This window comes from Mesobacillus maritimus (genome assembly GCF_044803185.1).
GTDB lineage: Bacteria > Bacillota > Bacilli > Bacillales > Cytobacillaceae > Mesobacillus_B > Mesobacillus_B maritimus_B.
Map to the genome: position 1 here is coordinate 3,519,603 of NZ_CP085225.1, position 23,495 is coordinate 3,543,097.

The following is a 23,495-nucleotide window of genomic DNA, read 5'->3' on the forward strand; positions in this document are numbered from 1 at the left end:
CTTCTTGTGAACCCCAATGTTTAATGCACACTAATTTTTTCATCAATATCTTCATCAAAGTGAACCCTTGTATGCTTGGATTCAATCAGTTCGAACTCTGCTAATTCCTCACTTACAGAATCTCCAAACCACCAGTTTTTGAATTCAAGAAACAGCTCAGTAAGCATCTTGATTCCTCCATTTATTGGTTAGTGGATAACTTATACTATTATTATACTTTTGAATCAATTATTTTGGAAGCGCTTACAAAATAGGCGGAATAGCAAAATTAGCTTGAAAAGTGAGAAATTTCCCCTTTTATTTTTTAGGCGGTACGCTCTTGGTTTTGAATTATTTTTATAATTTTGTGTAATTTAAAGGAAAGCCTTTCCATCTTCTCGAATAAGAATAAATAGCCTCTTAGTAGCTAGGCAGAAAGTTTGGAAATAGAGAGGAGAATGTGAATGTCTAATCTTATTGTTGAAAGTAGTTATGGAAAGCTGCGTGGAGAACAGGTGGATGGGGTGTGTGCGTGGAAAGGGATTCCTTTCGCAAAGCCTCCAGTAGGACCTCTTCGATTTCGCGCTCCTGAGTTACCGGACTCCTGGGAAGGGATTCGTGATGCGGCCTCCTTTTCGCCTGTTGCCCAACAAACCCAAAGAGAAATCATGGAGTTTTTCGGAAACGACGTTTCCAATGTAAGTGAGGATTGTCTCTATTTAAATGTATGGTCACCAGCGGCTGATGATAAAAAGCGACCAGTTATGGTCTGGATTCACGGTGGTGCCTTTCTGACCGGATCAGGGTCTAGCCACTGGTATGATGGGGCATCGTTTGCGGAGCAAGGGGATGTCGTTGTCGTGACGATTAATTACCGACTTGGCGTATTTGGTTTTCTTCACCTCGGAGAAATCGCTGGGGAGGAATATGCAACTTCCGGAAACTGTGGGATTCTCGATCAGGTAGCCGCTTTGCAATGGGTACAAGAAAACATCTCAAGATTTGGTGGCGATCCGAACAATGTCACAATCTTTGGTGAATCAGCAGGCGCAATGAGCATTGGGGTATTGCTTGGATTCCCTTCGGCACAGGGTCTATACCAGAAGGCCATCCTCCAAAGTGGTGCTGCCGCCAATGCACACCCTGCTGAAACTGCCACAAAAGTTGCTGGCCATATTTTAGCAGCTCTACAAATAGATGCAGCGAATATTTCAAAATTAGAAGAGATGCCAGCGGAGAATCTCCTTCAGGCTGCGGACCTTCTTCCTTCCATGAGCTTGGGACCAGTAGTTGATGGCATAAGCCTACCGAAACCTCCGGAACAAGCCATAGCCGAAGGTTCTGCAAAGGATGTCACAATTTTAATCGGTACAAACAAAGATGAATTTAATATCTTCACGGTGTTTGACCCAGAATGGAAAAGCACAAATGGGGATGAGGCAAAGGTTAAAGCATTGTTCGAAAAAACATTTGGACCTCTATTACCTGTGATTTCAACCCATTTCGCAGAAAACGGGATGCTCACCCAGGAACTATTTAATAAGCTTGTAACGATTACGGTGTTCAGCCATCCGGCACAAAAGCTTGCAGAACTGCAAACAAATCAAGGTGCTCCTGTTTGGATGTACCGTTTTGATTGGGAAACACCTGTCTTTAATGGCGCTCTAAAAGCCACCCATGCATTAGAGATTCCATTTGTATGGAACACACTTGAAACGGAGGGGACTAGAAACTTTACCGGTTCTTCTCCTGAGCGACAAATTGTCGCCAATCAAATGCATCAAGCCTGGATTCATTTTGCACGGAATGGGAATCCAAATACAGATGCCCTTCCTGAATGGCCAGCGTTTGATACGCAACAACGACCAACCATGATATTTAATGTAGAAAGTAAAGTAGTAAATGATCCAAACCAAGAAGATCGTGTTAAATGGGAACAAATAAGCATGGTGATGAAATCCTAAACGAATATCCTTTCTCTATCAAAGAAAGCTGAAGATGTGTACTAGTTTAAGTTATCAAGACTAAAATAAATAAATTTAAGGACATAACATTATTAGGTTTTCTAATTTGTTATGTCCTTTCTTCAATTTAACCACAAACTGCTAAATATCACGGAACAAGTCCCCCAGCCTTAAGCAAGCCCATTTTCTCTTCTGGAATACTTCTAGCTAGATCCTCAATCCCAAACGACTCCCAGTCAGTATAGACGACGAAATCACAAGTGAATCCTTCTTTCTCCCCCCAATCCATTTTGTTTAGCTTCCTACAGACTTCTGTCATGATGTTCTTTGCTTCTTCAAACCAGTTTCGCTTACTTTCCACATTTCTCATCAAAGTAATGACCTCAGACCCGAATTCTGTCTCCTTCTCGTACACAGGAACAAACTGCAACTGGCCGTACTCAGAACTATTCCAAATCATCTCCAAAACATTTCCACTGGCTCCGAGCAGTTCTAGTCTTTCTTCCGACTTTCCAATTCTTACAGTGCTGTCGATGGCATCTACCGGGTTGTCATGCATGTAAAAGTTGGCAAAACAAAGCTCGTGCCCACCCTTAGCGGCTTCAAAAATCGCTGCTGCAGTACGTTCAACCAGCCCACTAATAACATATTCTTTCAAATCCTCATACTTTTTCTTATTCAACTTTTTAATATAGATTAATCGGTTGCCTGGATCCCTATTAATACCTTGAACATCGCCCTTAGGTCCGTAGGCTATTGAAAACTTTTCGAGAAAATTCTCACGCGAAGATGGAAACGACTCTCTTAATTTCGTCACCTCTACTAGCTGTTCGCCCTCATAAAAGTAGTTTTCAAAGAATCCCCAATTATCTGAGATCCCATTTCTAGTAATATACTCCCGATACTTATACGGCCTACCATCTTTTTGGATCATTATTTCTACAGAATCGAGTAGCTCATTGACCATATCGAATGTATAGGCGAAGATATTTTCACCCTGATAGGACATGTAAGTATCCCACTTAAGCCCATTCGGAAGCTCTTTTTTTACATAAATTAGTTGCCCCTCCTGATTATATCCATAGTGGAGGCAGATATCTTTGTGTTCTGAATCCTTGAGGGCTCTTCCCCTTTGCCAACCATTCCTTTCAAAAAATAAAGGCGGCAGCTTGTGCCGATCATGATTGGCATACTCCCATTTCACAATGTCTGCCACGCAGTTCTCCCGAAGAGTTTTGCTTTGGTCATCCAAATGGTAGAAAGCAAGCGCAAATTTTCGAATATATTGCGTATCCTCCACATCAACCATCTCATTTTCATCCAGCTGCTGTGAAAAATCATAGACAACTAGCTTATCGTAAAAGTCCTTGAAACAATCAGCAATTTGGATTGTTTCATCGGTATTTCTTTCAATCAACACGATAGGCGGATTTTCATGTTTATGTCGGTAATCGAAGCCAATCGCTTTAAACTCGTCTCCAGCAAAAATAATAATTTTGTTATCAATGTTGTATCGAGATGCATTGTATTCATTATTTATAATCCCTAACCCATGTGTTGGGAAGCGAGGATTATAATCAGAACCTCGTATAAAGAAAACAGGAAAATACTCCTTTTCACTTAAAGGAAACGCATTATACCGAATTGTACCGCCATTTTTGCTAAACAGCAGATCAGTATAAAACTTCGGAAGCTTCACTCCCAGTTGCTCCTCGGTAGCCACTAATACTTCATCCGTAAATCTATACCTACCTCTAAATCTATCTTTCTTATCAAACCAGAAATCACTCTTGAACAAATGCCCCTCACTCCCTATCTTTCCCCATAACTAAATAATTTTACAAAATATGATAAAATCCTCTATTTTTTGTGATGGAGACGGTTCAAAAGTACAATTAAAAAAACACAAATCAAATATGCACAAGAAAAGAGGATATATGCTCACATATATTGAACATAATATCCTCTTATTAGTGTAGTCTAATGTGCTCGTTTTATATAAATATAGTCTATTTTCGCTATTTATTGGTTAAGAAATCGTGAGTGAATCTGATGTCATTTTTGCTAAGCGATTGATCACATCCCCACGACTGATGATCCCAACCACTCGGCCAACTCCGTTTACAACAGGAAGCTTTTTAAAATGATGCTTTGATAGTAAACTTAGTGCACTCTCCATCGTATCATCAGTAGATAATGTTTTGAGATTTTTCTTCACCATAATTTCACTAATCGGTGTATTCATCCTTTGTTTTAATACCTTCTCGATGGGTTCTGTTTCGCCGACGTAAGCCATGCTAAAAGTAAAATAGACCTTCTCTTGTAAGGACAGAAAACGAACAATATCTCCATCGGTCACCATGCCTACTAAAATTCCTTTCCCATCTACGACTGGTACCCCACCAATTTTATTTTTCTCAAAGGTACCTAATACCTCTTTTACACTTGTAGTAGGTAAAGCCGTATATACATCGTAAATCATGAAATCGCGTACCTGTATGTTGAGATCCCCCTCATATAACTTTCATTTCGAGTATCTACTAGTTCCTATGACATCTGGTCTGAAGTGATAGGTTAGATTAACAGTGAGATTTCCAAGTTGACACCGCTTTCATTTCTTTTAAAAAGGCTTTGTTAAAGTATATTGTTGATTTAACACACGTTGATTGGAGCGGAAGGCACGAAGACTCCTGCGGGAGTTCGGGGCAGGGGAGACCCCACAGGCGCTCTGCGCCGAGGAGGCTCCCCGGCACGCCCGCGGAAAGCGAAGTGCCTGGAGTGGAAATCAACAGCTACGTTTAACAGAGCCTTTAAAAAATGGTCCTTTGAAAACGATACTATCTATTTCCCTTCCCTTTCCTACTATTAAAAGAGTGATACTATCATTTTAAATCTCATTTTCACCTGATTACAATCCTATATATTTTAAATATTTATGAACTTTAAACAAAAAAAGTACTAATGACCCGATGAGCATTAGTACTTTTTTCATTAATTAATATAATTCTCTACAAAATCCCATACTGTATTCCAATACGTGACTGGGTCAACTTTTTCCGCATCGCCGTGGCCAGCTTCAGGGATGATGAGTTTTTCTTTTTCTACATTCGCTGCGTTGTATACTTCATCTAGCATTTCAAATGGGACGAAGGTGTCTGCGTCTCCATGGATAAACAAGGTCGGTGTTTCACTTTTAGCAACCTGTTCAACAGCACTTGCTTCATACAAGTCATATCCGGCGCGGATATTCGTTAGCGTATTGGCCGCATTGATCACTGGGAATTCAGGTAATCCAAACAAATCATCTAACTGATAGACGAAGACATCACTAACTGAGGCATATCCACAATCTTCTACAATCACTTTCACGTTATCTGGTAAGTCTTCTTCTCCAGACGTCATCATGACCGTTGCCCCGCCCATAGAAATTCCGAATAAGACAATTTCTGCTTCTGGGTCCGTTTCAAGAATTTCCTCAATCCATAAAAGCATATCTTTGCGATCGTCCCAGCCCATCCCAATATAATTTCCTTCACTCGCACCATGGCCGCGAAGGTCTGGTGCAAGGACATGATAGCCTTTTTCGTGAAAGTTCCGGACGTATCTAGTCATATGTTCAGCCTGACTCATATATCCATGAACCACAATCGCCCATTTATGTTCTGAAGGATCATTATCATAATAATAAGCATTCAGTTTAAGTTGATGCTTATCCGTTGAGACAACGTTTAGTTGCAAAGGCTCATGCTCTTTTTTAAACAACTCATCCGCGATTTCAGCTTCCTCTGCTACCGCGGCAGAAACCGCCTCACTTTCCTCTAAATGCGGGTTTCCTTCTAAGAATTCTTTTTCCCGGTCGGCATTTAACGCATAATTATAAAAATAATTTCCGACCAGCATATAAGCAGCCACAAGTAGGACCACAATGGAGCCAAGTATTATTCCTATTTTTTTCATGTTCTCTCTCCTGTTGTTAGAATCTAGCTTCGATTTTCTATTTAAAAATAGACTTGTTTGGACTGTTGCCTAATCTACCAAACTGCTAGTCTCTACTATAAATTCTACAGGACAATGAGAAGAGTCGCAAATAAATGTTGCTAGAGTTACTCGGTATAACCCTACTTTAGAACTATTTCCGTATATTTTCTGCCACTTTACAGAGTTCTTGCAACTCTATTCATGATGATTATTTTACGCTCCTTTTAAATTCTTTTACAAGTTGTCTAACACCTTGGTAAAGGATGGCAGCGTCAATCCCTCCCAGAAGGAATTTAAAGCCCATATCGAGGTGTTGCTCCATTCCCCCAGACCAGCTCATAATTCCTGGAATCACATTGTGTTTTTGACAAGCTTCAACCACCTTCAAGCATTGCTTTTCAACTTCAGGATGGGTGAGCTGTCCAGAAAGTCCCATCGACGTGCTTAAATCTAGTGGTCCTACAAAAGCAATATCGATTCCTGGGACAGACAGGATTTCTTCAATGTTTTCAACTGCCTGTTCATGCTCAATCTGAACGATGATTAGTACCTTATCATTAGCATTTTTAAAATAGTTTTCATACTCTTCCGCTCCAGCACCAAACAAAATAGCTCGACCAGCACCCATTCCACGGACACCCACCGGAGGGTATTTACACAACTTTACAGCCTTTTCTGCTTCTTCTTTTGTATTAATCATTGGAACCATAATCCCTGCAGCACCAGTATCTAATCCTCGTTTTATAAGCGACGGTTCATTCCCGGCAACTCTTAGGAGAGGCACAGTTGATGTGCCTTTAATAATAGAAACCATTCGGCCCGCTGTTTCAAGATCCATCGAACCATGTTCCCCATCAATCATGATGCAATCGGCGCCCGCATGGGCTAGTATTTCGGCAGTATCTAATCCATTCGTCATAATAAACGTTCCAAATACATTTTCATTCTTCACTAATTTTTTCTTTAATGTATTGTTCATACGAAACAATCCCCTGCCTATATTTTTTGTGCTATAACTTCGACATCCATCCCTAATTTCCTTCTTACGATAGCAGACATCTCAAATCTTGATTTTTAGATTAATGCAAGAACCAAAATGGGTACACTATATTTGGAGGGGTATCTGTATGATTATTTACCATGGATCTATTCGGAAATTTAATCATTTTGATAAAGAATTGGTTGTTCAACCTTTTATGAACGACCTCGATACAATTGGGTTCTGGTTAACTTCTGACATCCAATCAGCAAAGCCTTTCGCCGAAGGGACTGAGACTGTGATTGAAAAATCACGAACGGAGTTTTGGGAGGATGGCGAGCCTAAAGTAGTGCAAATTGACAAGCCCGTAACTGGCTATGTTTATAAAGTTTATATCGACGACCCGACTTTGAAGAAGTACGAGGCGAGTAGTGAAAAGCATTCTTACGAGGTATTTATGGATGATCGGGATGTGTTTTGTGATTACTTAGGCGCACAGAAAAGGAAGCTGACCTGGAGGGACAAGGCTATTCTTTTAAATAAAGAAGAAGCGAATTTGAGATTTCGTAAGCATCTAATAAAACAAGGTTACGATGGTTTCGTCATACAAAACACGAAGCAATATCATAGCGGTGTGTCTGACTTATATTGTATTTTTTCTGGTGATTCACTCCATATAGCTGATATATGGGCGCTTGATGAACTAGACAATAATCAGCAGGTAGACGAAAAATAAAAAAGGGAAGTTTGTTCTACGAAAGAACTCCCTCCCCTTACACAATAACCTTTTATTATTGAAGATTATCATTATCGATTTCTGTTTGATTGGTCAATTCTGTTTCTGTTGTTGGTTCCGTTGTGATTTCCGTTTCAATATCAATCTCATCTACGTATTCGATAACCCGCTTTGCCATTAGTTTGTAGCCACTAGTGTTTGGGTGAAAATAGTCATCAGCTAATAACTCAATGGTGGACTGACTAAATAAGTCTGCAACTGGAATATAATCGACATTCTCATATTCTTCAGTAACGGCTTTACCTGTATCATTCCAGCTATTCATGATCAAACCTAATTCCTCTATATCCCCAAAATAAAGTTCAAACGGGTTATAAAAACCTATTAAATAGATTTTTGTATCTGGATTCATTTCATTAATTTTATCAAAAATCGCAGTTAACCTCTCAATATAATCAAGTCTTTCTTTTTCAAAAGGCTCTAACTTTAGATTTGTAAAATTACTTTTTACTACCTTCATAATGTCATTAGCACCAATGGTAATGAAAACAAGGTCCGCTTTGCTAATGGAGGAAACGATCTCTTCATTATCAAGCCGTTTCAGTAATTGATCGGTCCGGTTGCCTTTTTTACCGTAGTTTTTTATCTTTATTTTTAAGTTATTATCTTCAAAAGTGTGGTTAAGGATACCGACATAGCCGCCACTTTCTGTCTCATCTCCTACACCTTGGGTAAGAGAGTCGCCAATTGCAACAATTTTCAAGTCCTTTTTAAATAAATTGATAGTGCCCTCAACGGCTTCTCTAATTTTTTCCTTAATTTCCTTTGCTATATTTCGTCTATCATAATCAGCAGCAGCTTCTGGTTGAGCACCATCTTCGTCGTCTGAGGGGCCATCAGAACTCTGCGAATGCTCTTCTTCCGTATGGTTAAAACTAGAAACATTTTCAACATGTTGCAACCAAACCGAATCATACTGTTCAACCCTGACTTGCTCTGTTTGTTTAGAATTTGCAAGATATATATAAAGAAAAAAGCTCACGAATAGCAGGCTAGCAATTATCATTATTATTTTCTGTCTACGCATGTTGATACTACACCTACCAATTTTGTAAAGTCATCATTCTATTCCCCTATTAGTCTTCCTAAAAACACCCCTAGGTTGAATAGTCAATTTATTTTAGCACGGATAATACCATAGTGTAAGCCATCAAAATATAGAAAGTCGAAGGAATTGTTTGACACTTGACTAGTACCCTGTTCCCTACAATTTATGCCAAAATATTTATGTTAGTTCCAAGCCTATGAACCTTTATTGTTTTCGTCTTATATAAAACAGCTAATAGACCATCTTAGTCGCACATTTGAATGCTCTTATCCACCTAACGATTATGGCAGTTGATGTAAACTGAATGAGTCTACCAAAACAAAAAAAAAAACTCAGCTACTTTTAGCTGAGTTTGCTTCTTTTTTTCAATTCCTTTAGTTTCTCGGATCAACGTAATCAGGATAATCGGAAATGATTGCGTCTACTCCCATTTCAAATAGGAAGTCTGCTGCTTCTTGGCTGCGGACAGTCCATGATCCAATTTGCATCCCAAGAGAATGAACTTGATTCACCAATTCTTTTGTTACAATTCCATAGCTTGGGTTAAACCAATCTGCATAAGTTGAAAATTCTTGCAAAGCCTCCGGCGTTGTATGCGCACGGTTAGAAGTTAAAACACCGATCGGAACAGCCGGAAGCAACTCATTCATTTTTTTCATTGATTTGAAATTAAACGATTGAATAATGATTTTTTCATTTTGTGGTTTATCAAGATTCCGCTCCTTTAATGCTTCTGCCACTTGTTCTTCCATTCCGGGATAAAGCTCGGGGGCTTTTAATTCGATTAGGATTCCCACCTTGCCACGGTAACGATCCAGAATCTCTTCAAATGTAGGGATTTGCTCGCCTACAAATTCCTCCCCTTTCCAACTACCGGCATCAAGACTTCTCAGCTGTTCAAAAGTTAAATCCCCCACTTTTCCTGTTCCATCTGTTGTACGATTGACGGTTGTATCATGGATTAATACTAACTCCCCATCCTTGCTTCGTTGCACATCGATTTCAATGTAATCTGCTTTCATATCGACAGCTAAATCAAAACCGGCAATTGTATTTTCCGGCGCATACGCTGTTGCCCCACGGTGGGCTACATTATCCACTTGTTTTCTTTCACCGACAGTTGGTTCTTGCGCAAATCCTTGACTGAACGGGCTAAATAACAATGTAAAGGCTACCCCTGTTCCAATTAATAATTTTTTGTTCATCTTCACCATCTCCTATCCAGAATATGTATTTCAAACTCTATTCTAGTAAAGAGATGTTGAAGGAGTATGTAGCTAGTTTTATAGCTTCATAAAGATTGTGTGAACAAAATACCCCCTATTTCCTTACGAATTTTTACAATTCTAGCGAAAAATCGATCAATTAGGAAATCCCTCCCATTCCCTTTTAACTACTTAATCTCTTTTAGTACTTTTCTTTTTAAAATTCTAAAAATCCCTAAAAGAAAAAGACGTCTGCCGGAAGCAAGGGCACTGAAAAAGTCTCTTTAAATTTAGAAGTGTACTAAAACAAAGTTGTTGATTTCCGTTCCAGGCGGCTTCGCTTTCCGCGGGCGTGCCGGGGAGCCTCCTCGGTGCCTTAGGCACCTGTGGGGTCTCCCCTGCCCCGTACTCCCGCAGGAGTCTTCGCCGCCTTCCACTCCAATCAACAGTGCCTTTAATTTGGTTAATTTAAAAGGTGTAGTTCCTATTTATTAAATTAAAGGAACTACACCTTTTTTGCTATATAATTAATAATCTCAATTATACTTTTTCCAATCGACAAGCCGTTTCAGCCTTCCCAATCCATTAGATTTCTTTTGACGATAACGGCAGAAATAATTTAACTCCCTTGCGATTAAACGGGAGGAATTTCATATCGGCAATAAGGTGACTTGCATAAGCGGCTACTGCCACCTTGTATACTCCTTCAATCCCAATAGATTGCTCAAATAAATGGCCAATGCACCCAAAAACAACCAAACCTAAAAGGGAGTGGGTATAACTACGGTGCGGAACAAACGATGCAATGATAATAAAAATCCCTAATAAAATAAGCCAATGTTCTTGCATCGAGATTCCACCGATTAGAACCCCAGCTCCTGTTACAGTCAGCATCCGCCTTTGTGTGATTTTAGTCGAGATAAACAATATACCGATTCCAACACCAATCCCTACCCATTTTTCTTTCCCTGAACCTTCTATGTAACTATAGATCATCATCATAAACCCAATTAATTGCGCGATATATTGAATCATTTTATGTGAAAAAGTAATACGATTGGTTAACTTCCCATCAATATCGATATCCGGCATTAATCCTGCCACTGCCCCTACTCCTACGAATAATAGTGTTCCTGTTGGATCGGTTTGATAGCTATTTGCTGCAACAAAACCAACCCCCGCACCAATTAGCATATGCGCTGTTCCATTCATGTTGTTTCCCCCTACCCACTAACTACAAAAACTTCAGAAACTTATTCTATAATACTTTTAATCATAATGAAATAGTTTCCAAGAATGTTTGTTCTGGTTTTCTCGTCGGAAATTCATAAGACCCACCGAAATTAGCACCGGTTTTTATTCAGATGATTTAGCTATGTATGTTTAAGTGTTTATATAGCTTGAAACCTAGATAAAGTATGATTCGTATTAATTAAAAGAATTTAACGATTTAGTCGATCTACATGTCGATGTGGTTACAATATTGATGATTAAAGGGTTTATGCAGCAATCCATCTATTCCTACCAAGGAGAGGATAATCATGCAAAAGTGGTGGAATAAAAAGACTGTAGCGCATAGAAATAGAAAAAAAGAGAACGATTCTTACACATTTTTAGATTTTATTTTTGACTTACTTTTTTACATTCCTGAAATCATTTTTTTCCCGTTCAGAATCATTTTTTGGCTTCTAAGGGGCATAGGCAAGTGGATCAACAACGTCTTTGATATCTTTTGAATTTTACGTATAGTTTCGGTAATCTAGAGTTCCATTAAATGACTTTGAATATTTAACTGTCCCATGTAAATATAAAAAAGTACCATTATGCCGTTTCTCATCTTAGTGGGTATACATATTTTACCGTAATGGTAAATTAGTTTTGGACCTCTTTAGGAAGGTGAATACTGACTGTTATTTCATAAAGGTGGTATTAGAATGAAAAAGAACTTTCACATGTTGATAGTAGGTGGGGATGTCCGACAAATCGAAGTCGCAAAAATCTTTAGTAAAAAGGGCGCGAAAGTTTCATTAGTTGGTTTTACTCAAGTAGTAGATGACAGCATTGAGAAGATAAAATGTGGTATACAGGAGATTGACTTTTCTCAAGTCGATGCCATCCTTGTACCGGTTTCTGGCATCGACCATGAAGGGAAAGTTGAAGCTCGTTATTCGGATGGAGAGATTGCTCTCACAAAGGATCATCTCGAAAATACTCCTGAACACTGTGTCATCTATACTGGGATTAAGACCCCCTACTTAACAAATTTAATGGAGACAACTGGTAGAAAGGTTATCCCTATGTTTGCAAGAGATGATATGGCCATCCTTAATTCCATCCCCACTGCGGAAGGAACATTAAAGGTTGCCATTGAACATACTGATTTTATGATTCACGGTTCAAATGTCATGGTGCTGGGCTATGGTAGAGTTGGAAAAACGATTGCTCGTCTTTTCGATGCCGTTGGCGCTAAGGTTCGTGTCGGAGCAAGAAAGGAAGCCGATTTGGCCCGTATTATCGAGGTGGGCTTAACCCCCTTCCATTTGAAAAATCTCGCACCGGTAATGGAAAATGTGGATATTTGTATTAACACCATTCCACATTTAATTCTTACAGCAGATATCCTTGATAAAATGGCCCAACACACTTTAATCATAGATGTCGCGTCTAAGCCAGGCGGAACAGATTTTGAATATGCAAAAGAAAAAGGGTTAAAGGCGTTATTAGAATTAGGAATCCCCGGAAAAGTGGCCCCAAAATCAGCAGGAGCAATCATCGCGAAGGTTCTTGTTGAATTATTGGAAGCGGAATTGAACTAGCAGGATACAGAATTCTCTCCTATTTATTTGATGAAACATAGTGGGAAAGTACCCAAATGTAATTTTACAGAAAAAATATGTAAGAAAAGCCCCCGCACCTAAATTAACACGGGGGCTATTGTTTATCATTATAAGCAATTCTTCCCGTCTCCTTTTTCAACATGCTGGTTTGAAGTTTCACAATTCCCTCAAAAAGATTTCACAAATTCGCAATAGGCTAATGGATTGAAAATTTATTTTATTCTATATAATAAAAGTATGAAAGCGATTACTTTTACTATAAATATACTCGAACCATTTAAATATCAATGTAAATCTAATAAGGGGTGTTGAAAAATGGATTACAAGGAAGTAAGGAATTTCTTAGAGGAAATGAAGCAGAACTTGGAAAACAAGATGCAGGATAAAAGCCTATCACCAGAGGAAAGAGAAGAAATCCATAAGTCGATTGTTAACTATGAATATATCATCGAATTAACAGATATGAATCATTATGAACGTGGTTCTGTGAATCAGTAAGGAACTATTATTAAAAATAAAGCAAATGAAAGGAGCATGCTAAACCCATGCTCCTTTTATTAAGTTCCTCTCTTTCTTTTCTAACTAAAATCCCTATCTTTTTGTCATGAATTCCTATGATTCTCCATAAAAAATAATAAGAAGTTTTATATGGAGGGTTTATGATGGGACGAAGATATCACTTGGATCCTGGATATGTAACCATTCCGGAGGCAGCAAATATAGTAAAACGAATGCTAGGCATCACGAACGAAGAGGATCACTCTCACTACAAAAAAATTTTAAGAGGCGCTAAAAGAAGCTGGTTTGGGGGGAAAATGCACGGTAAGCGAATGTTTCAAGTTCGTCGAGTCGACATCATTAAATATGGTGAAGAGCTTCTAGAAGCTGAAAAGTTTAATCTCTTTACTTTCGATTTAGTAGCCGGCCAGTATAAGGAATTACGCGAAAATGTCCAAGCTTGAAGTAAAGGGATGGTTATTTACTTCCATATGGAAGCAAGAAACCATCCTTCCACTTCATCATTTTCCACAACACTTTTTATATTTCTTCCCGCTTCCACAAGGGCATGGATCATTACGCCCTACTTTGGTTTCGTTTCGAACTGGTACATCTTGGAGGAGAGTCTCCTGCTCACTATCCCTTTGAAATTCTAGCTCCCGCTCCATCGCTGCTTTTCTCCACTCCTCTAAGTCAGGGTGTTCTAGCCCTACTATCGAATAGTAGCTGTAGACTGTTTGCTCAATATCCACAAGACTTGAAAAATTCTCTTTCTCCATGTGTTGACTGATCTCTGGCAATGCTTTTTCCGAGAATTGGTGGCAAAGTGCCTCAAAAAGAAGATCCTGACTATCTTCTTCCTCCGTCTGTTGATAGGCCACTCGTAACGCTTCAACAGCTAGGTCCGTTTTAATATTTTCCACAACTGAAGCTGCAAAGATGATCGATTCGTCCTTCTGTAAATAAGGTCTTACCTTCTCCACCACTTCATCTGACTGAAATCGGATTAATGCAACTGAGACTTCATCTAGTAGAACATCATCATCTCGGTCTAATAGGCTTGCTAACGTTGGGATAAACCTCTCCAATTTTAATAATCCAATCATATACACATTCAAGATTCCGTTAAAAGAAAACCAAGGTTCTTTTAACTCTCCTTGAATGACTGCTTCAATCTCATTTTCAGTCACCCAACCATTTTTCACAATACATGCTGCTACTTGTTTTGCTTTTATGAATACGTCATGTTGGAAAGAATCAGCCTGTTCAAGAACATTGACCAAAGTCCCGTACTCAGAATATATCTCTTCTTCAGTTCCATTAACCAATAACTCATATAACGACCACTTGTCCGCATTTACGTAGTTTTCAAGAGCAGGTTTATACTTAAGGGCAATGTCTGGTTCCATTTGGTTAAGCAAGTTTATTGCCAAATGCGTATTAGACTTGTCCATTCCTGGAATATGTTCAATCAAAGTCTGTATAGCTTCTTCATTGAGAGAGTGGTTGGCTATGTAGACAAGAATGGAGAGCTGTTTCTCTTTTTTATGAAAAGCTTCTTTTAATAATACATTTATATGTTCCTCAGGCAGATACGGGTAATCGTGTATGGCATGTAGGACAGCTTCCTGGATTAACACGTCGTCACTGATTAAATGTGGCTTGATTTTTTCTAAAAAAGTCATATGTATATTTCCTTTCACTTGGTTATTACGTGAACATGCTTTCTATATTGTACTTTAGTTTAACCTTTGATTAAAGTTTTGCTCCCTTGCATTTTTTCCTATATTCTAAGTTCAACTACAGAGAGTATAAAGTCTGCCGCGTCGAATCAGGGAATAAGTATGGAGACAGGGGCAGAAGTAATATAAACTGATAATCATAATAAATACGATTGATTATAAATTGTTTTAAGTGACACTTTTCTACTTTTAATAGATATGCCTTTTTTCCTGCACTTAGGGGCAACAGCTACTCTTCATCCTCTAAATCTTCTTGTTGCTTAACTCTTAAACGGTAGACATAAAAACACGGGATAAAACCGCAAATAAACAGAATGGCGCCAATTAATATCCCATCACCCCATCCATAGTTCGGTGTAATCGAAGTAAAGTACCCAACGGCTAAGGTAATCAAACTTAGTACCAGTACACTTATCATCAATGACTTTTTAGGATCCTTCCTCTTTGTTTCGTGTTCAACGCTAACGCTCATCGACAAATACGAATAAACAACTGTCGTTAAGATAAAAACTAACCAAAGTGGATTTTGTCGCATCCCCTCAAGCCCACCTTGAACCAACTCATAGCCAAGAATACATAAGATTCCAATTGTTTGAACTATATACGTCATTTTAATATTTTGTAAGTTTCGTAGAATCAATCGCTCATCACTGATTTTTTTCATTCAAACTCCTCCTTTTCCAGCCAAAATAGATCATCCAATTTTGCCTGTACAGCATAACAAATCTGTAAGCACAACTTTAATGAAGGATTATACTTTCCTTTTTCAATCAAACTAACCGTTTGTCTTGTAATCCCTACGGTATCTGCAAGCTGTTGTTGAGTTAAACCTGCTTTTGTGCGTAAAACCTTTACATTATTTTTCATAAAGAACCCTCCACCTAAAATGTAACATATATATTACTATATGTAAAATATATGTTACATATAGTAAGCACAGCAAAGGTAAGCTAAAAAAGCAAGAGAACAAATTCTCCTGCTTCACCTTACCTTTTTTACGCTGTGGAGAAGGTCTGGAAAATTAGTGAATATTCCAGTGACGCCCCAATTAATTAGCTGTTTCATTCTTCCTTTTTCATTAACAGTGTATGGGTGGAGTTCTAGCCCACTACTAACTACCTTTTGGACATAATCTTCGTTTAAGTAATGATGGTTTGGTCCTATACCTATTGCATAATCCTTAATTTCATCAATTTCCTCGTCTGTTATGACGGCATTTGATTGATACTTTAGTAATTGGACAAGTTTTATCGATGAGTCGAGTTTCTTTATAGAGATTAAACTTTCAGGACTAAAGGATTCAACCAATAGGGTATCCTTGTTAATTTTATACTTATTTACAAGACGCAATAATTCTGTTTCCATCCCTGGGTAAACCTCTGGTGATTTTGTTTCAATATAATACCGCTTATTTTTGCCAAACGTTTGAAAAACCTCTTCGAGCGTCGGAACCCTCACCCCTTTATATTCGGGACTGGCGTATTGAGGATACTGTTCATTAAACCAGCTACCCGCATCGAGTTCCTTCATTTCAGCAAGCGTCATCTCATTCACGAATCCCGTTCCATTTGTCGTTCGATCAACAGTACAATCGTGCATCGCGATTAGCTGACCATCTTTTGTCATCTGTAAATCAACTTCGATATAGTCCCCATGCATTTTCTCGCCCAGTTGATAGGAAACAATCGTATGTTCTGGAGCATGTCCAGAAGCACCTCGATGCGGAACATTTGCAATATCCTTCGCCAAGACCGCTTCACCCAATACCAGTATGGTTAAACCAATTATCAAAGCTCTAACTACTAGCACCCACTTTGCTTTCAATTCTTCATCTCCCATCGTATATAGAATCTACTACGATTTAAGAATTGCCAACCATTGTTAAGTTATTTTATAGCGGATAAACAGGCAATCAATCATAACAATTATAAATATGTAAATTATGTCCCAATCAACAAAATAAAATGCGTGACGTTCATATTCATAATTCTACCCTTTCCATAAATAAAAATAGCAGGACCAGCCTGCTATTTTTTACTGTCTATAGCCATAGCTAAAAGAAAACATGAAACTAAAAAAGATAACCAGTATGGCAACCGGTAGGATACTCACCAATATGAGGACCCTAGCCCAATTGGTTTTCACCTTACGAAACCAATTGATATAAATGAAGATCAATAACCCGACCAATGGCAAGAATAAATAACTCATTATTGTGTCAACCCAACCAGAGTTCTCATCCCAGTAGGCCTCTGGAACAGGTCGAACGTCCTCAAACTCCTTATCAATGCGATTTTTCACTGTGATGAATATATAAGCAACAACCAAGTAATATGCTACGATGATGCCTTTGACCCACCAAAATAGATATTTATTAAAAAGCACAATGATAAAAATTAGTGCTAATGTGACGAAAAACCCCGTGTACTGTTGCATTGAGATCCCCCTTTGTTTAAAAAGAATGTGTAAGCTCCAATCCCTATTTATCTATGACTCTCACTTTTCTTTCCCAAAAATCCCCATCAATAAAGCAATGAGTCCCCCTAAGAAAAAAATCGGAAACAAAATGACCATTACACCTGCTGCTGCAAATCCATCTCCAACACTTACTCCATACCCAATCCCGACCAACCACGAGAAAAATGGAGCCACAGCTACCATAAACGTAATTCCCCAAACAATCTTTTTTCTTTTAGCCGATTTCCCTACGCTCTGTTGGTACCCAATTGCCACACCCACTACTAAAAGGCAAAGTGCTACTCCAATGGCCACATTCAACATCCCCTTTCGAAACAGGAAGACAGTTCATGCTTCTCCCCATTTTGGGAGCAGAAGACCGACTCCTCGTTCTCTTTTATTCACTAGTTTGATTACTTGGTAGCTGAATTTCTTTGACTTCTGTTCCATCCATATTCATTACATAGAGATGATAATCTGAATCTCTTTGGGCGAACCGCTTGTCGACCATAAAGTAAATCTGATTCTGCCTAATAACAGGATTTGTGGTATATTCCTTCAGATTTGTCAGCTGTTCTTCCTCTTTTGTCTCTAGATTGTATTTATACAATTCATATTGGTAGGTACCACCAGAATCGAAATTCCCAATTGATTGAAAGACGATTTCTTTTCTATCTGGAACAATCGTAAAATCAAAAATGTCAACTTCCCGATTAGGATCACTAATGACCTTCCGCTTACTTGGCTCTTCCAGTGGAATTTCAAAAATTCGCTGATGAACCTCAAAACTTTCCTCAGGCGTATCTGCCACTTCATCCATTCGGACAAACACAGATTCATTATCAGGAGCGTTATGTAGAGAATGCATCGAATATTCTTTCATCTTCGTGTGTTGTATGTGTTCGTCCTCTGCAAAGCGATACTCATAAACATCAAAATCATGTGGTCGCCTGCTAGCAATCGGTGAATAATTCTGGAAGACCCCTGCCATCAAATAGAACATAGATTCCTCATTTGCCGAAAACTGAATTTCCGTAATCGCAGCATCAAAAGAGAATAACTCAAGGTTTTCCTGCGTTTCAAGATTAAATTGATAAATAGTGCTACTCAATGACTCTTCTAAATTTTTATTAGTAGAAATATAGGTAATCGTCGACCCATCTGCTGAAAAGGTTGGATCTAAAATATACTGGTCATTTTCCAATTCTAAAATTTTTTCGTCATCCGATTTTTCAGGATTATATAATCGGATCCTTGGTTTTCCATCGGTATAGTGAACATAAGCAATGGTTCCTTCTTCCGTCACATCGTAATACCCAGACAACCCATTCAGTTTCTCGTCTTCACTTTTATTAAAAAACATCCCTAATACAGATAAAACAATGGTCACAAATGCAATTACACCTATTACCCCAAAAATGGTTTTCTTTTTCATTTAAAAACTCCTAACGGCAAAAAAGCTCTTAATAAAATAAACATATTTATCAATACGGATAGGACGGCTAAAAGATAGGCCATTCGTTTATGCTTATGAATGAGCTTCATTTGCCCATAATATAGACATATCCATAAAACCAACGGCAGGCTCATGAGAATCATGTAAAGATGAAAACCACCAAATAGCATCAATCCTCCGCCAATAAAAAATAGGCAAAAACCAATTGTTACAATTCCCAGTATAAAATTCACCTGATGGAGTCTCTTAGATTCCTTGCCTAACACCTTTTGGGATTTGCTCTCATAAATCGTTGTTTGATAAACAAGGACCAAGGCTAAAAAAATGATGACCCAATTGGCAATAACCATTGCTAATTGAGCTGGATGGTCCATCGCTGAAACGATGGCATACCCAAACAAGCTAGTGGAAATATGGGTAATGAACAGACTATTTAACCACCGTCTTCGATTTAATAGGGAGATTTGGTTTATTGCAATTAGTAAAAGAATCGTACTCACAACCATCGACACAAGGAGCCAGCCAATATGCGCATTTCCCTCATGGAACAAGGACAACAGATAGAGGCTTACTGTGAAAAGAATCGAGCCAATTGACAGAGTTAAAATCAGTTCCTTCCGATACGGATACATGGATTGCTGGATTTGACCTCCAATATCCTCTTCGACCCCAAAAAGCTTCATTGCTTTTAGTTCGGCCTCTCCTTCACTCATTCCTTGACTCATGAGTTCACCTCTCGACAATTCGAGATGAACCATCAGTTCCTCAAACAGATCTTCTTTCTCCTCGTTCGTACAATCCGTTTGTGAGACAATCTTCTCTACATATGCTTCAAAATTAGATTTCACCTAATCCCTCCGAACTCCTTTTAACCAAGTTCTGTATTAACGAGAAATTCTTTTGTTTTCTTTCGAGCTCCTCCTTCCCCAAATCGGTAATGTTATAATATTTGCGTCTCCCATTTGCTGTTTCACTCCAATAGGAACTCACCCACATTTTCTTTTCAATCCGTTTTAAGGCAGGATAGAGCGTTCCCTCACTCATTTCATAACTACCATCACTTAATTGTTTAAGCATTTTCGTAATTTCATACCCATACAAATCACGTTGAGCCAACAGAGATAACAGCAACAAGTCAATGCTGCCTTTCATCATTTCCTTATCCATTCTAGAAGCACCTCGTTTTATTTTATAATCCATCCATAACCGAAGGAATGACTGTACCATCCGTTGTTTGTACCTTTAACGGTTCTTTGATTTCATCTAAACCAATCATGATATAAGGGATTTCATCCTTATTTTCCGACTCAATCATTTTTACCGTAATCTCTGTCGAACCCCACTTACTAACCTTTTCCACTTCGATATCTTTTCCCACATATTCTTTCCCAAAAATAAGCGTAACCTGCTTCATCCCTTCAGAAATGGTGGATATTCGATAATGACTTTGTAGCTCCTCTTTCGCATTCTTTTCTTTATATGGAGCTGCCCCCTCTTCAATGATCCAATATCCTTCATCAAGATAAAAGTTTAAGCTAATCGTCCCAAAAAGAATGAGAGGCAAGAGAACAAGTCCCACCTTATCGAAAATGCTTAACGGTTTTTTCTTCATTTTTCCTATAAATGGTAAAACCATCACCCCTCCAAGGCCCGCAAGGAAGATTCCTACCGCTAAAATACCGTAAGCCATCCCCTCAAACCCACCAACAATGAACATTCCATATGCTGTCACCAACACAGCAGCCAAAACGGTCGTGATTGGAGCTAAATAAAACCTACCACTTCGTTTCGTTAAAATAATTGTAAATAGAAAAGCGATGACGCCGAAAAAGAATCCAAATGAAACAATCATCATTATATCCCCCCTTATCCTACTTAGATTGTAATACGATGCACCTCGTATTACAAGGTTAGAAACAATATGAAAGAAAGAAGCAACCACTAACTTCCTTCCATTCTCCTTATCAAATTAATGCTTCTACTTTATAGTTTCCTTTTACCCTTTTCTGATGAAATCATCAGGTTTACCAAGGTAGCACTTGCGGAATCAAACTGAATTCCTTGCCCTGATACATCTATATCCGACTCGATATTCACTCTTTTCGTTTCATTTCCTTTTAATTCAACTATATACGGACCATCAAGGTTCATAAGCGAAACGGTTCGGACAGACTCTTCATACCAATGTTCCTCATAAAACTCAATTGCAAATTGCACCTCATCTCTACTGTGGTTTGTAAACGTAAAGTCGCAATTAGCATTTACCGTTTTATTATTTATCTTTTTAAAATTACACTCACTAGACCCAAGTTCATAGTTGATCGCATAAATATCTGTTACCACTGTTTTTTGATAAAAAGAAGTAAGGACGTTTGGTAATAACATAAAGATGAGAATCGTAGCAAAGACTAAACGTTTCTTGTACTTCTCCAGCCCTTTAACAAGCAAAAATAAACTCACTAGAAATAAAAGTAAGGTAAATATCCCCAATATATTGAGCCCATCCATTGTCGTTACTGGTACATTAAATATAGATGAACGTGCCCTAGCACTTAAATAAGCATCCGGGTAAGGAAAAGTCAGGGCTATTGAAAAAATTAGAAGGATACCAGACAAGATTAAGAGTTTCTTATTTTTAATGATTAGACCCATTCCTTTCGTTTTGATAGCCGAGGTTTTGAGGTTTATTTAACAAGCCTCCTTTTAAATTCATATATACCACCGAAGACTCCAACCAACCCACTAATCCCAAGAATAATTGGAGCAAATGATAGATTGCCATTCATTACGTTATACACTCCAAATACGAACAAGACAAGGCAACTAATCATTCCGATTAACAATCTCACCTTTTTGCACATAATAAACCTCCACCCATTCAAACCATCCGTTTAAGGTAAACCACCTTTTTTCTTATTTAATGTTACCTTATTTGGTTGCCGAATCAAGTAAAAAAATAAAAGCTAAACCTACATAACACTTGGCACAGTCCACTATTACCAAACTTAAAGGTTAGGAGAATCATTGAAGAAGAATGTGTTCCACTAGTTATAACAAGTTCGCCATCGCATAATTATTACTAAATGAAAAGACAAGGTGTTGGTGCAATTGTTTAAAATCATTTTACTCGCATTCTCGTTTCTTTTAATCATCGGCTTCTTTGTGTTTCTAATCCTTAGGGCTAGACGAGAATCGATAAAAATTTATTCGCTTCATGCTTTTTTAAGCTCGCATCCATATGATTTAGAGGATAATTCCCAAAAGTCGTTTTTGGATACGATTAATGAATTCTTTGAAGAGGATCATAACCATGAAACAAATGATGGCGGAGGGTTTGGGGATAAAGGGGATGGAGGTGATGACGCTGGGGAGTAGGTTAAAAGGTGTTCAAGCTCAACTGATCCTCATCCTACAGAGTTTTTAGTGACGTTAGACTACCTCCCTACTCCCTATACGGATAGAAAGTACGGATACTTTTTCCATCAGGGCTCATATACAATTCTAGCTTATACGGCGTGCCATTGAATGAAATATAATGAGCTGCATCTTCAGGAAATAAGGCTCGGATTGTTCCTAATGCCAAAAGACCTTCTGGACTGGTTCCAATAAAAAATCCACATCGACTTTTTGATATTTTTACAAAGCGTTTTTTCTCAGAATCGAAAGCTTTTAAACGATAACCAGCTGTTATGATATACGGAGCACCAGGTTCAGGTGCGTAATGTGGATTATTATCTTTCATCTCAATTTGGTCTATATGAAGGTGGTTCAGTTTGCCATTGTCTTCTAACCAATATTTAAACCAGAAATGGTGACCTAGCAACATTTTTCTTTTTTGTTCTCCAATAAAAACATGCTCAAACCCTGATATATCTCTTCCGCTTTCCAAATCGAACTTCCGGAACCATAATTGCTGTAAATGGGTAAACCACTGCAAGTCAGTAAATGTCTTATTCAATTTTTCCTCAACGAATTTCCTTGCCATTTTAAGAGGTGGAGACTGCATGACGTTTGTTAAAAATTCTTTTACCTCGTTAAACTCCTTACTTGTTTCTTTTTCCCTGCTATACTGGTTCAATCTATAGTTATCAAAAAGTTTTTCGACCAATTGATAGCTGCGCCTTTTCCCGTCTGGAATATGAACCTCCTTCAAAACTTGATGCTCAGGTGTACGGATATCACCATCCACCACAACGTATCCCTTGGACTGATTCCTATTTTCGTCAGGTAAAATGGGCAAGATCCCATTGCTTTGCATATCCACCTCCCATATCCTATGATAAATGTCCATATCAACCCCTCCTTCATCTAACTAGGTGAAAAATTTCGAACATTGGTGATAAATAACACTATGTACAAGAACTATGGTGGTTAATATATTTTAAAACCCTACCATATACTATTATTTGTAAAAAATCTATTTTTAATAATTTCTACTTAATAAGACATCAAAACGCTAGGAAGTCACACTTCTAGCGTTTTGATGTCTTATTAATTTTCGGTGGTTCAACTAAAATAAGTCCAAAAATTGATTAAATAAAAAAACAACCAAATAT

26 protein-coding genes and 2 pseudogenes are annotated in these 23,495 nt (G+C 38.3%); 6 read left to right on the forward strand and 22 right to left on the reverse strand.

The features are described 5' to 3' along the window. Positions 1-20: 20 nt before the first annotated feature. Entirely contained in the window at positions 21-167 is a 147-nt protein-coding gene (locus LG336_RS16955; RefSeq protein WP_404328661.1) for a hypothetical protein, read from the reverse strand. Positions 168-443: 276 nt separating this feature from the next. On the opposite strand from LG336_RS16955, the gene LG336_RS16960 reads away from it, so the two are divergent. Beyond that, positions 444-1,943 carry a carboxylesterase/lipase family protein gene (locus LG336_RS16960; RefSeq protein ID WP_404328662.1) on the forward strand — a complete coding sequence of 500 codons (1,500 nt, stop codon included), beginning with the start codon at positions 444-446 and terminating at the stop codon, positions 1,941-1,943. 148 nt (positions 1,944-2,091) lie between these two features. On the opposite strand, the gene LG336_RS16965 is transcribed toward LG336_RS16960, so the two are convergent. The 5 genes and pseudogenes from LG336_RS16965 to LG336_RS16985 form a co-directional block, all read right to left on the reverse strand. Further along, positions 2,092-3,741 carry an SMI1/KNR4 family protein gene (locus LG336_RS16965; RefSeq protein WP_404328663.1) on the reverse strand — a complete coding sequence of 550 codons (1,650 nt, stop codon included), beginning with the start codon at positions 3,739-3,741 and terminating at the stop codon, positions 2,092-2,094. Between the two features lie 231 nt (positions 3,742-3,972). Continuing rightward, positions 3,973-4,425 carry a CBS domain-containing protein gene (locus tag LG336_RS16970; RefSeq protein WP_404328664.1) on the reverse strand — a complete coding sequence of 151 codons (453 nt, stop codon included), beginning with the start codon at positions 4,423-4,425 and terminating at the stop codon, positions 3,973-3,975. A gap of 509 nt (positions 4,426-4,934) precedes the next feature. Further along, positions 4,935-5,666 (reverse strand): annotated as a pseudogene (locus tag LG336_RS16975) (alpha/beta hydrolase); the annotation flags it as partial. A gap of 89 nt (positions 5,667-5,755) precedes the next feature. Next, positions 5,756-5,900, reverse strand: a pseudogene (locus LG336_RS16980) (alpha/beta hydrolase); the annotation flags it as partial. A 229-nt stretch (positions 5,901-6,129) separates the two neighbouring features. Next, entirely contained in the window at positions 6,130-6,900 is a 771-nt protein-coding gene (locus LG336_RS16985) for an HpcH/HpaI aldolase/citrate lyase family protein (protein WP_404328665.1), read from the reverse strand. A gap of 148 nt (positions 6,901-7,048) precedes the next feature. Between LG336_RS16985 and LG336_RS16990 the strand changes: the two genes are divergently transcribed. Next, positions 7,049-7,636: a hypothetical protein gene (locus tag LG336_RS16990; RefSeq protein WP_404328666.1), complete on the forward strand. Its 588-nt coding sequence runs from the start codon at positions 7,049-7,051 to the stop codon at positions 7,634-7,636. Positions 7,637-7,691: 55 nt separating this feature from the next. Here the strand turns inward: LG336_RS16990 and LG336_RS16995 are convergent, their stop codons facing one another. The 3 genes from LG336_RS16995 to LG336_RS17005 form a co-directional block, all read right to left on the reverse strand. After that, on the reverse strand, positions 7,692-8,723 hold the full coding sequence (locus LG336_RS16995) for an SGNH/GDSL hydrolase family protein (RefSeq protein WP_404328667.1): 1,032 nt from the start codon (positions 8,721-8,723) through the stop codon (positions 7,692-7,694). Positions 8,724-9,118: 395 nt separating this feature from the next. Continuing rightward, positions 9,119-9,949: a glycerophosphodiester phosphodiesterase gene (locus LG336_RS17000; protein ID WP_404328668.1), complete on the reverse strand. Its 831-nt coding sequence runs from the start codon at positions 9,947-9,949 to the stop codon at positions 9,119-9,121. Positions 9,950-10,534: 585 nt separating this feature from the next. Then, entirely contained in the window at positions 10,535-11,161 is a 627-nt protein-coding gene (locus LG336_RS17005) for a metal-dependent hydrolase (protein WP_404328669.1), read from the reverse strand. Positions 11,162-11,883: 722 nt separating this feature from the next. Between LG336_RS17005 and dpaA the strand changes: the two genes are divergently transcribed. From dpaA to LG336_RS17020, 3 genes are all read left to right on the forward strand, one after another. Next, positions 11,884-12,765: a dipicolinic acid synthetase subunit A gene (gene dpaA / locus LG336_RS17010; protein WP_404328670.1), complete on the forward strand. Its 882-nt coding sequence runs from the start codon at positions 11,884-11,886 to the stop codon at positions 12,763-12,765. A 336-nt stretch (positions 12,766-13,101) separates the two neighbouring features. Continuing rightward, positions 13,102-13,284 (forward strand): DUF3896 family protein, encoded by a 183-nt coding sequence (locus LG336_RS17015; protein ID WP_404328671.1) that lies wholly within the window; start codon positions 13,102-13,104, stop codon positions 13,282-13,284. A 161-nt stretch (positions 13,285-13,445) separates the two neighbouring features. Further along, positions 13,446-13,748: a hypothetical protein gene (locus tag LG336_RS17020; protein WP_404328673.1), complete on the forward strand. Its 303-nt coding sequence runs from the start codon at positions 13,446-13,448 to the stop codon at positions 13,746-13,748. Between the two features lie 57 nt (positions 13,749-13,805). On the opposite strand, the gene LG336_RS17025 is transcribed toward LG336_RS17020, so the two are convergent. The 12 genes from LG336_RS17025 to LG336_RS17080 all read right to left on the reverse strand — a co-directional run bounded on the left by LG336_RS17025 (position 13,806) and on the right by LG336_RS17080 (position 21,800). After that, complete coding sequence (locus LG336_RS17025; protein WP_404328674.1) at positions 13,806-14,969, reverse strand: YecA family protein; 1,164 nt, start codon at positions 14,967-14,969, stop codon at positions 13,806-13,808. 286 nt (positions 14,970-15,255) lie between these two features. After that, positions 15,256-15,690, reverse strand: coding sequence for a hypothetical protein (locus LG336_RS17030; protein ID WP_404328675.1), 435 nt, complete (start codon positions 15,688-15,690; stop codon positions 15,256-15,258). Next, entirely contained in the window at positions 15,687-15,893 is a 207-nt protein-coding gene (locus LG336_RS17035; protein ID WP_404328676.1) for a helix-turn-helix transcriptional regulator, read from the reverse strand. The genes LG336_RS17030 and LG336_RS17035 overlap by 4 nt, the downstream gene beginning before the upstream one ends. Positions 15,894-16,007: 114 nt before the next feature. Continuing rightward, complete coding sequence (locus tag LG336_RS17040) at positions 16,008-16,850, reverse strand: glycerophosphodiester phosphodiesterase (protein WP_404328677.1); 843 nt, start codon at positions 16,848-16,850, stop codon at positions 16,008-16,010. A gap of 210 nt (positions 16,851-17,060) precedes the next feature. Next, positions 17,061-17,462: a hypothetical protein gene (locus tag LG336_RS17045; RefSeq protein ID WP_404328678.1), complete on the reverse strand. Its 402-nt coding sequence runs from the start codon at positions 17,460-17,462 to the stop codon at positions 17,061-17,063. A 60-nt stretch (positions 17,463-17,522) separates the two neighbouring features. Continuing rightward, positions 17,523-17,798, reverse strand: a complete 276-nt coding sequence (locus LG336_RS17050) for a hypothetical protein (protein ID WP_404328679.1) — start codon at positions 17,796-17,798, stop codon at positions 17,523-17,525. 82 nt (positions 17,799-17,880) lie between these two features. Beyond that, on the reverse strand, positions 17,881-18,918 hold the full coding sequence (locus LG336_RS17055) for a hypothetical protein (protein WP_404328680.1): 1,038 nt from the start codon (positions 18,916-18,918) through the stop codon (positions 17,881-17,883). Then, positions 18,915-19,787, reverse strand: coding sequence for a permease prefix domain 1-containing protein (locus LG336_RS17060; RefSeq protein WP_404328681.1), 873 nt, complete (start codon positions 19,785-19,787; stop codon positions 18,915-18,917). The genes LG336_RS17055 and LG336_RS17060 overlap by 4 nt, the downstream gene beginning before the upstream one ends. Beyond that, the gene (locus LG336_RS17065; protein WP_404328682.1) at positions 19,777-20,106 is read right to left on the reverse strand and encodes a PadR family transcriptional regulator; all 330 of its coding nucleotides are present in this window, start codon (positions 20,104-20,106) and stop codon (positions 19,777-19,779) included. Before LG336_RS17065 ends, LG336_RS17060 begins: the two co-directional genes overlap by 11 nt. Before the next feature lie 22 nt (positions 20,107-20,128). Then, complete coding sequence (locus LG336_RS17070; RefSeq protein ID WP_404328683.1) at positions 20,129-20,794, reverse strand: hypothetical protein; 666 nt, start codon at positions 20,792-20,794, stop codon at positions 20,129-20,131. Between the two features lie 128 nt (positions 20,795-20,922). Further along, positions 20,923-21,387: a hypothetical protein gene (locus tag LG336_RS17075; protein WP_404328684.1), complete on the reverse strand. Its 465-nt coding sequence runs from the start codon at positions 21,385-21,387 to the stop codon at positions 20,923-20,925. A 236-nt stretch (positions 21,388-21,623) separates the two neighbouring features. Continuing rightward, entirely contained in the window at positions 21,624-21,800 is a 177-nt protein-coding gene (locus tag LG336_RS17080; RefSeq protein WP_404328685.1) for a hypothetical protein, read from the reverse strand. Positions 21,801-22,047: 247 nt separating this feature from the next. On the opposite strand from LG336_RS17080, the gene LG336_RS17085 reads away from it, so the two are divergent. Then, positions 22,048-22,314, forward strand: coding sequence for a hypothetical protein (locus tag LG336_RS17085; RefSeq protein ID WP_404328686.1), 267 nt, complete (start codon positions 22,048-22,050; stop codon positions 22,312-22,314). Positions 22,315-22,381: 67 nt separating this feature from the next. On the opposite strand, the gene LG336_RS17090 is transcribed toward LG336_RS17085, so the two are convergent. After that, positions 22,382-23,230 carry a hypothetical protein gene (locus LG336_RS17090; protein ID WP_404328687.1) on the reverse strand — a complete coding sequence of 283 codons (849 nt, stop codon included), beginning with the start codon at positions 23,228-23,230 and terminating at the stop codon, positions 22,382-22,384. Between the last annotated feature and the right edge of the window lie 265 nt (positions 23,231-23,495).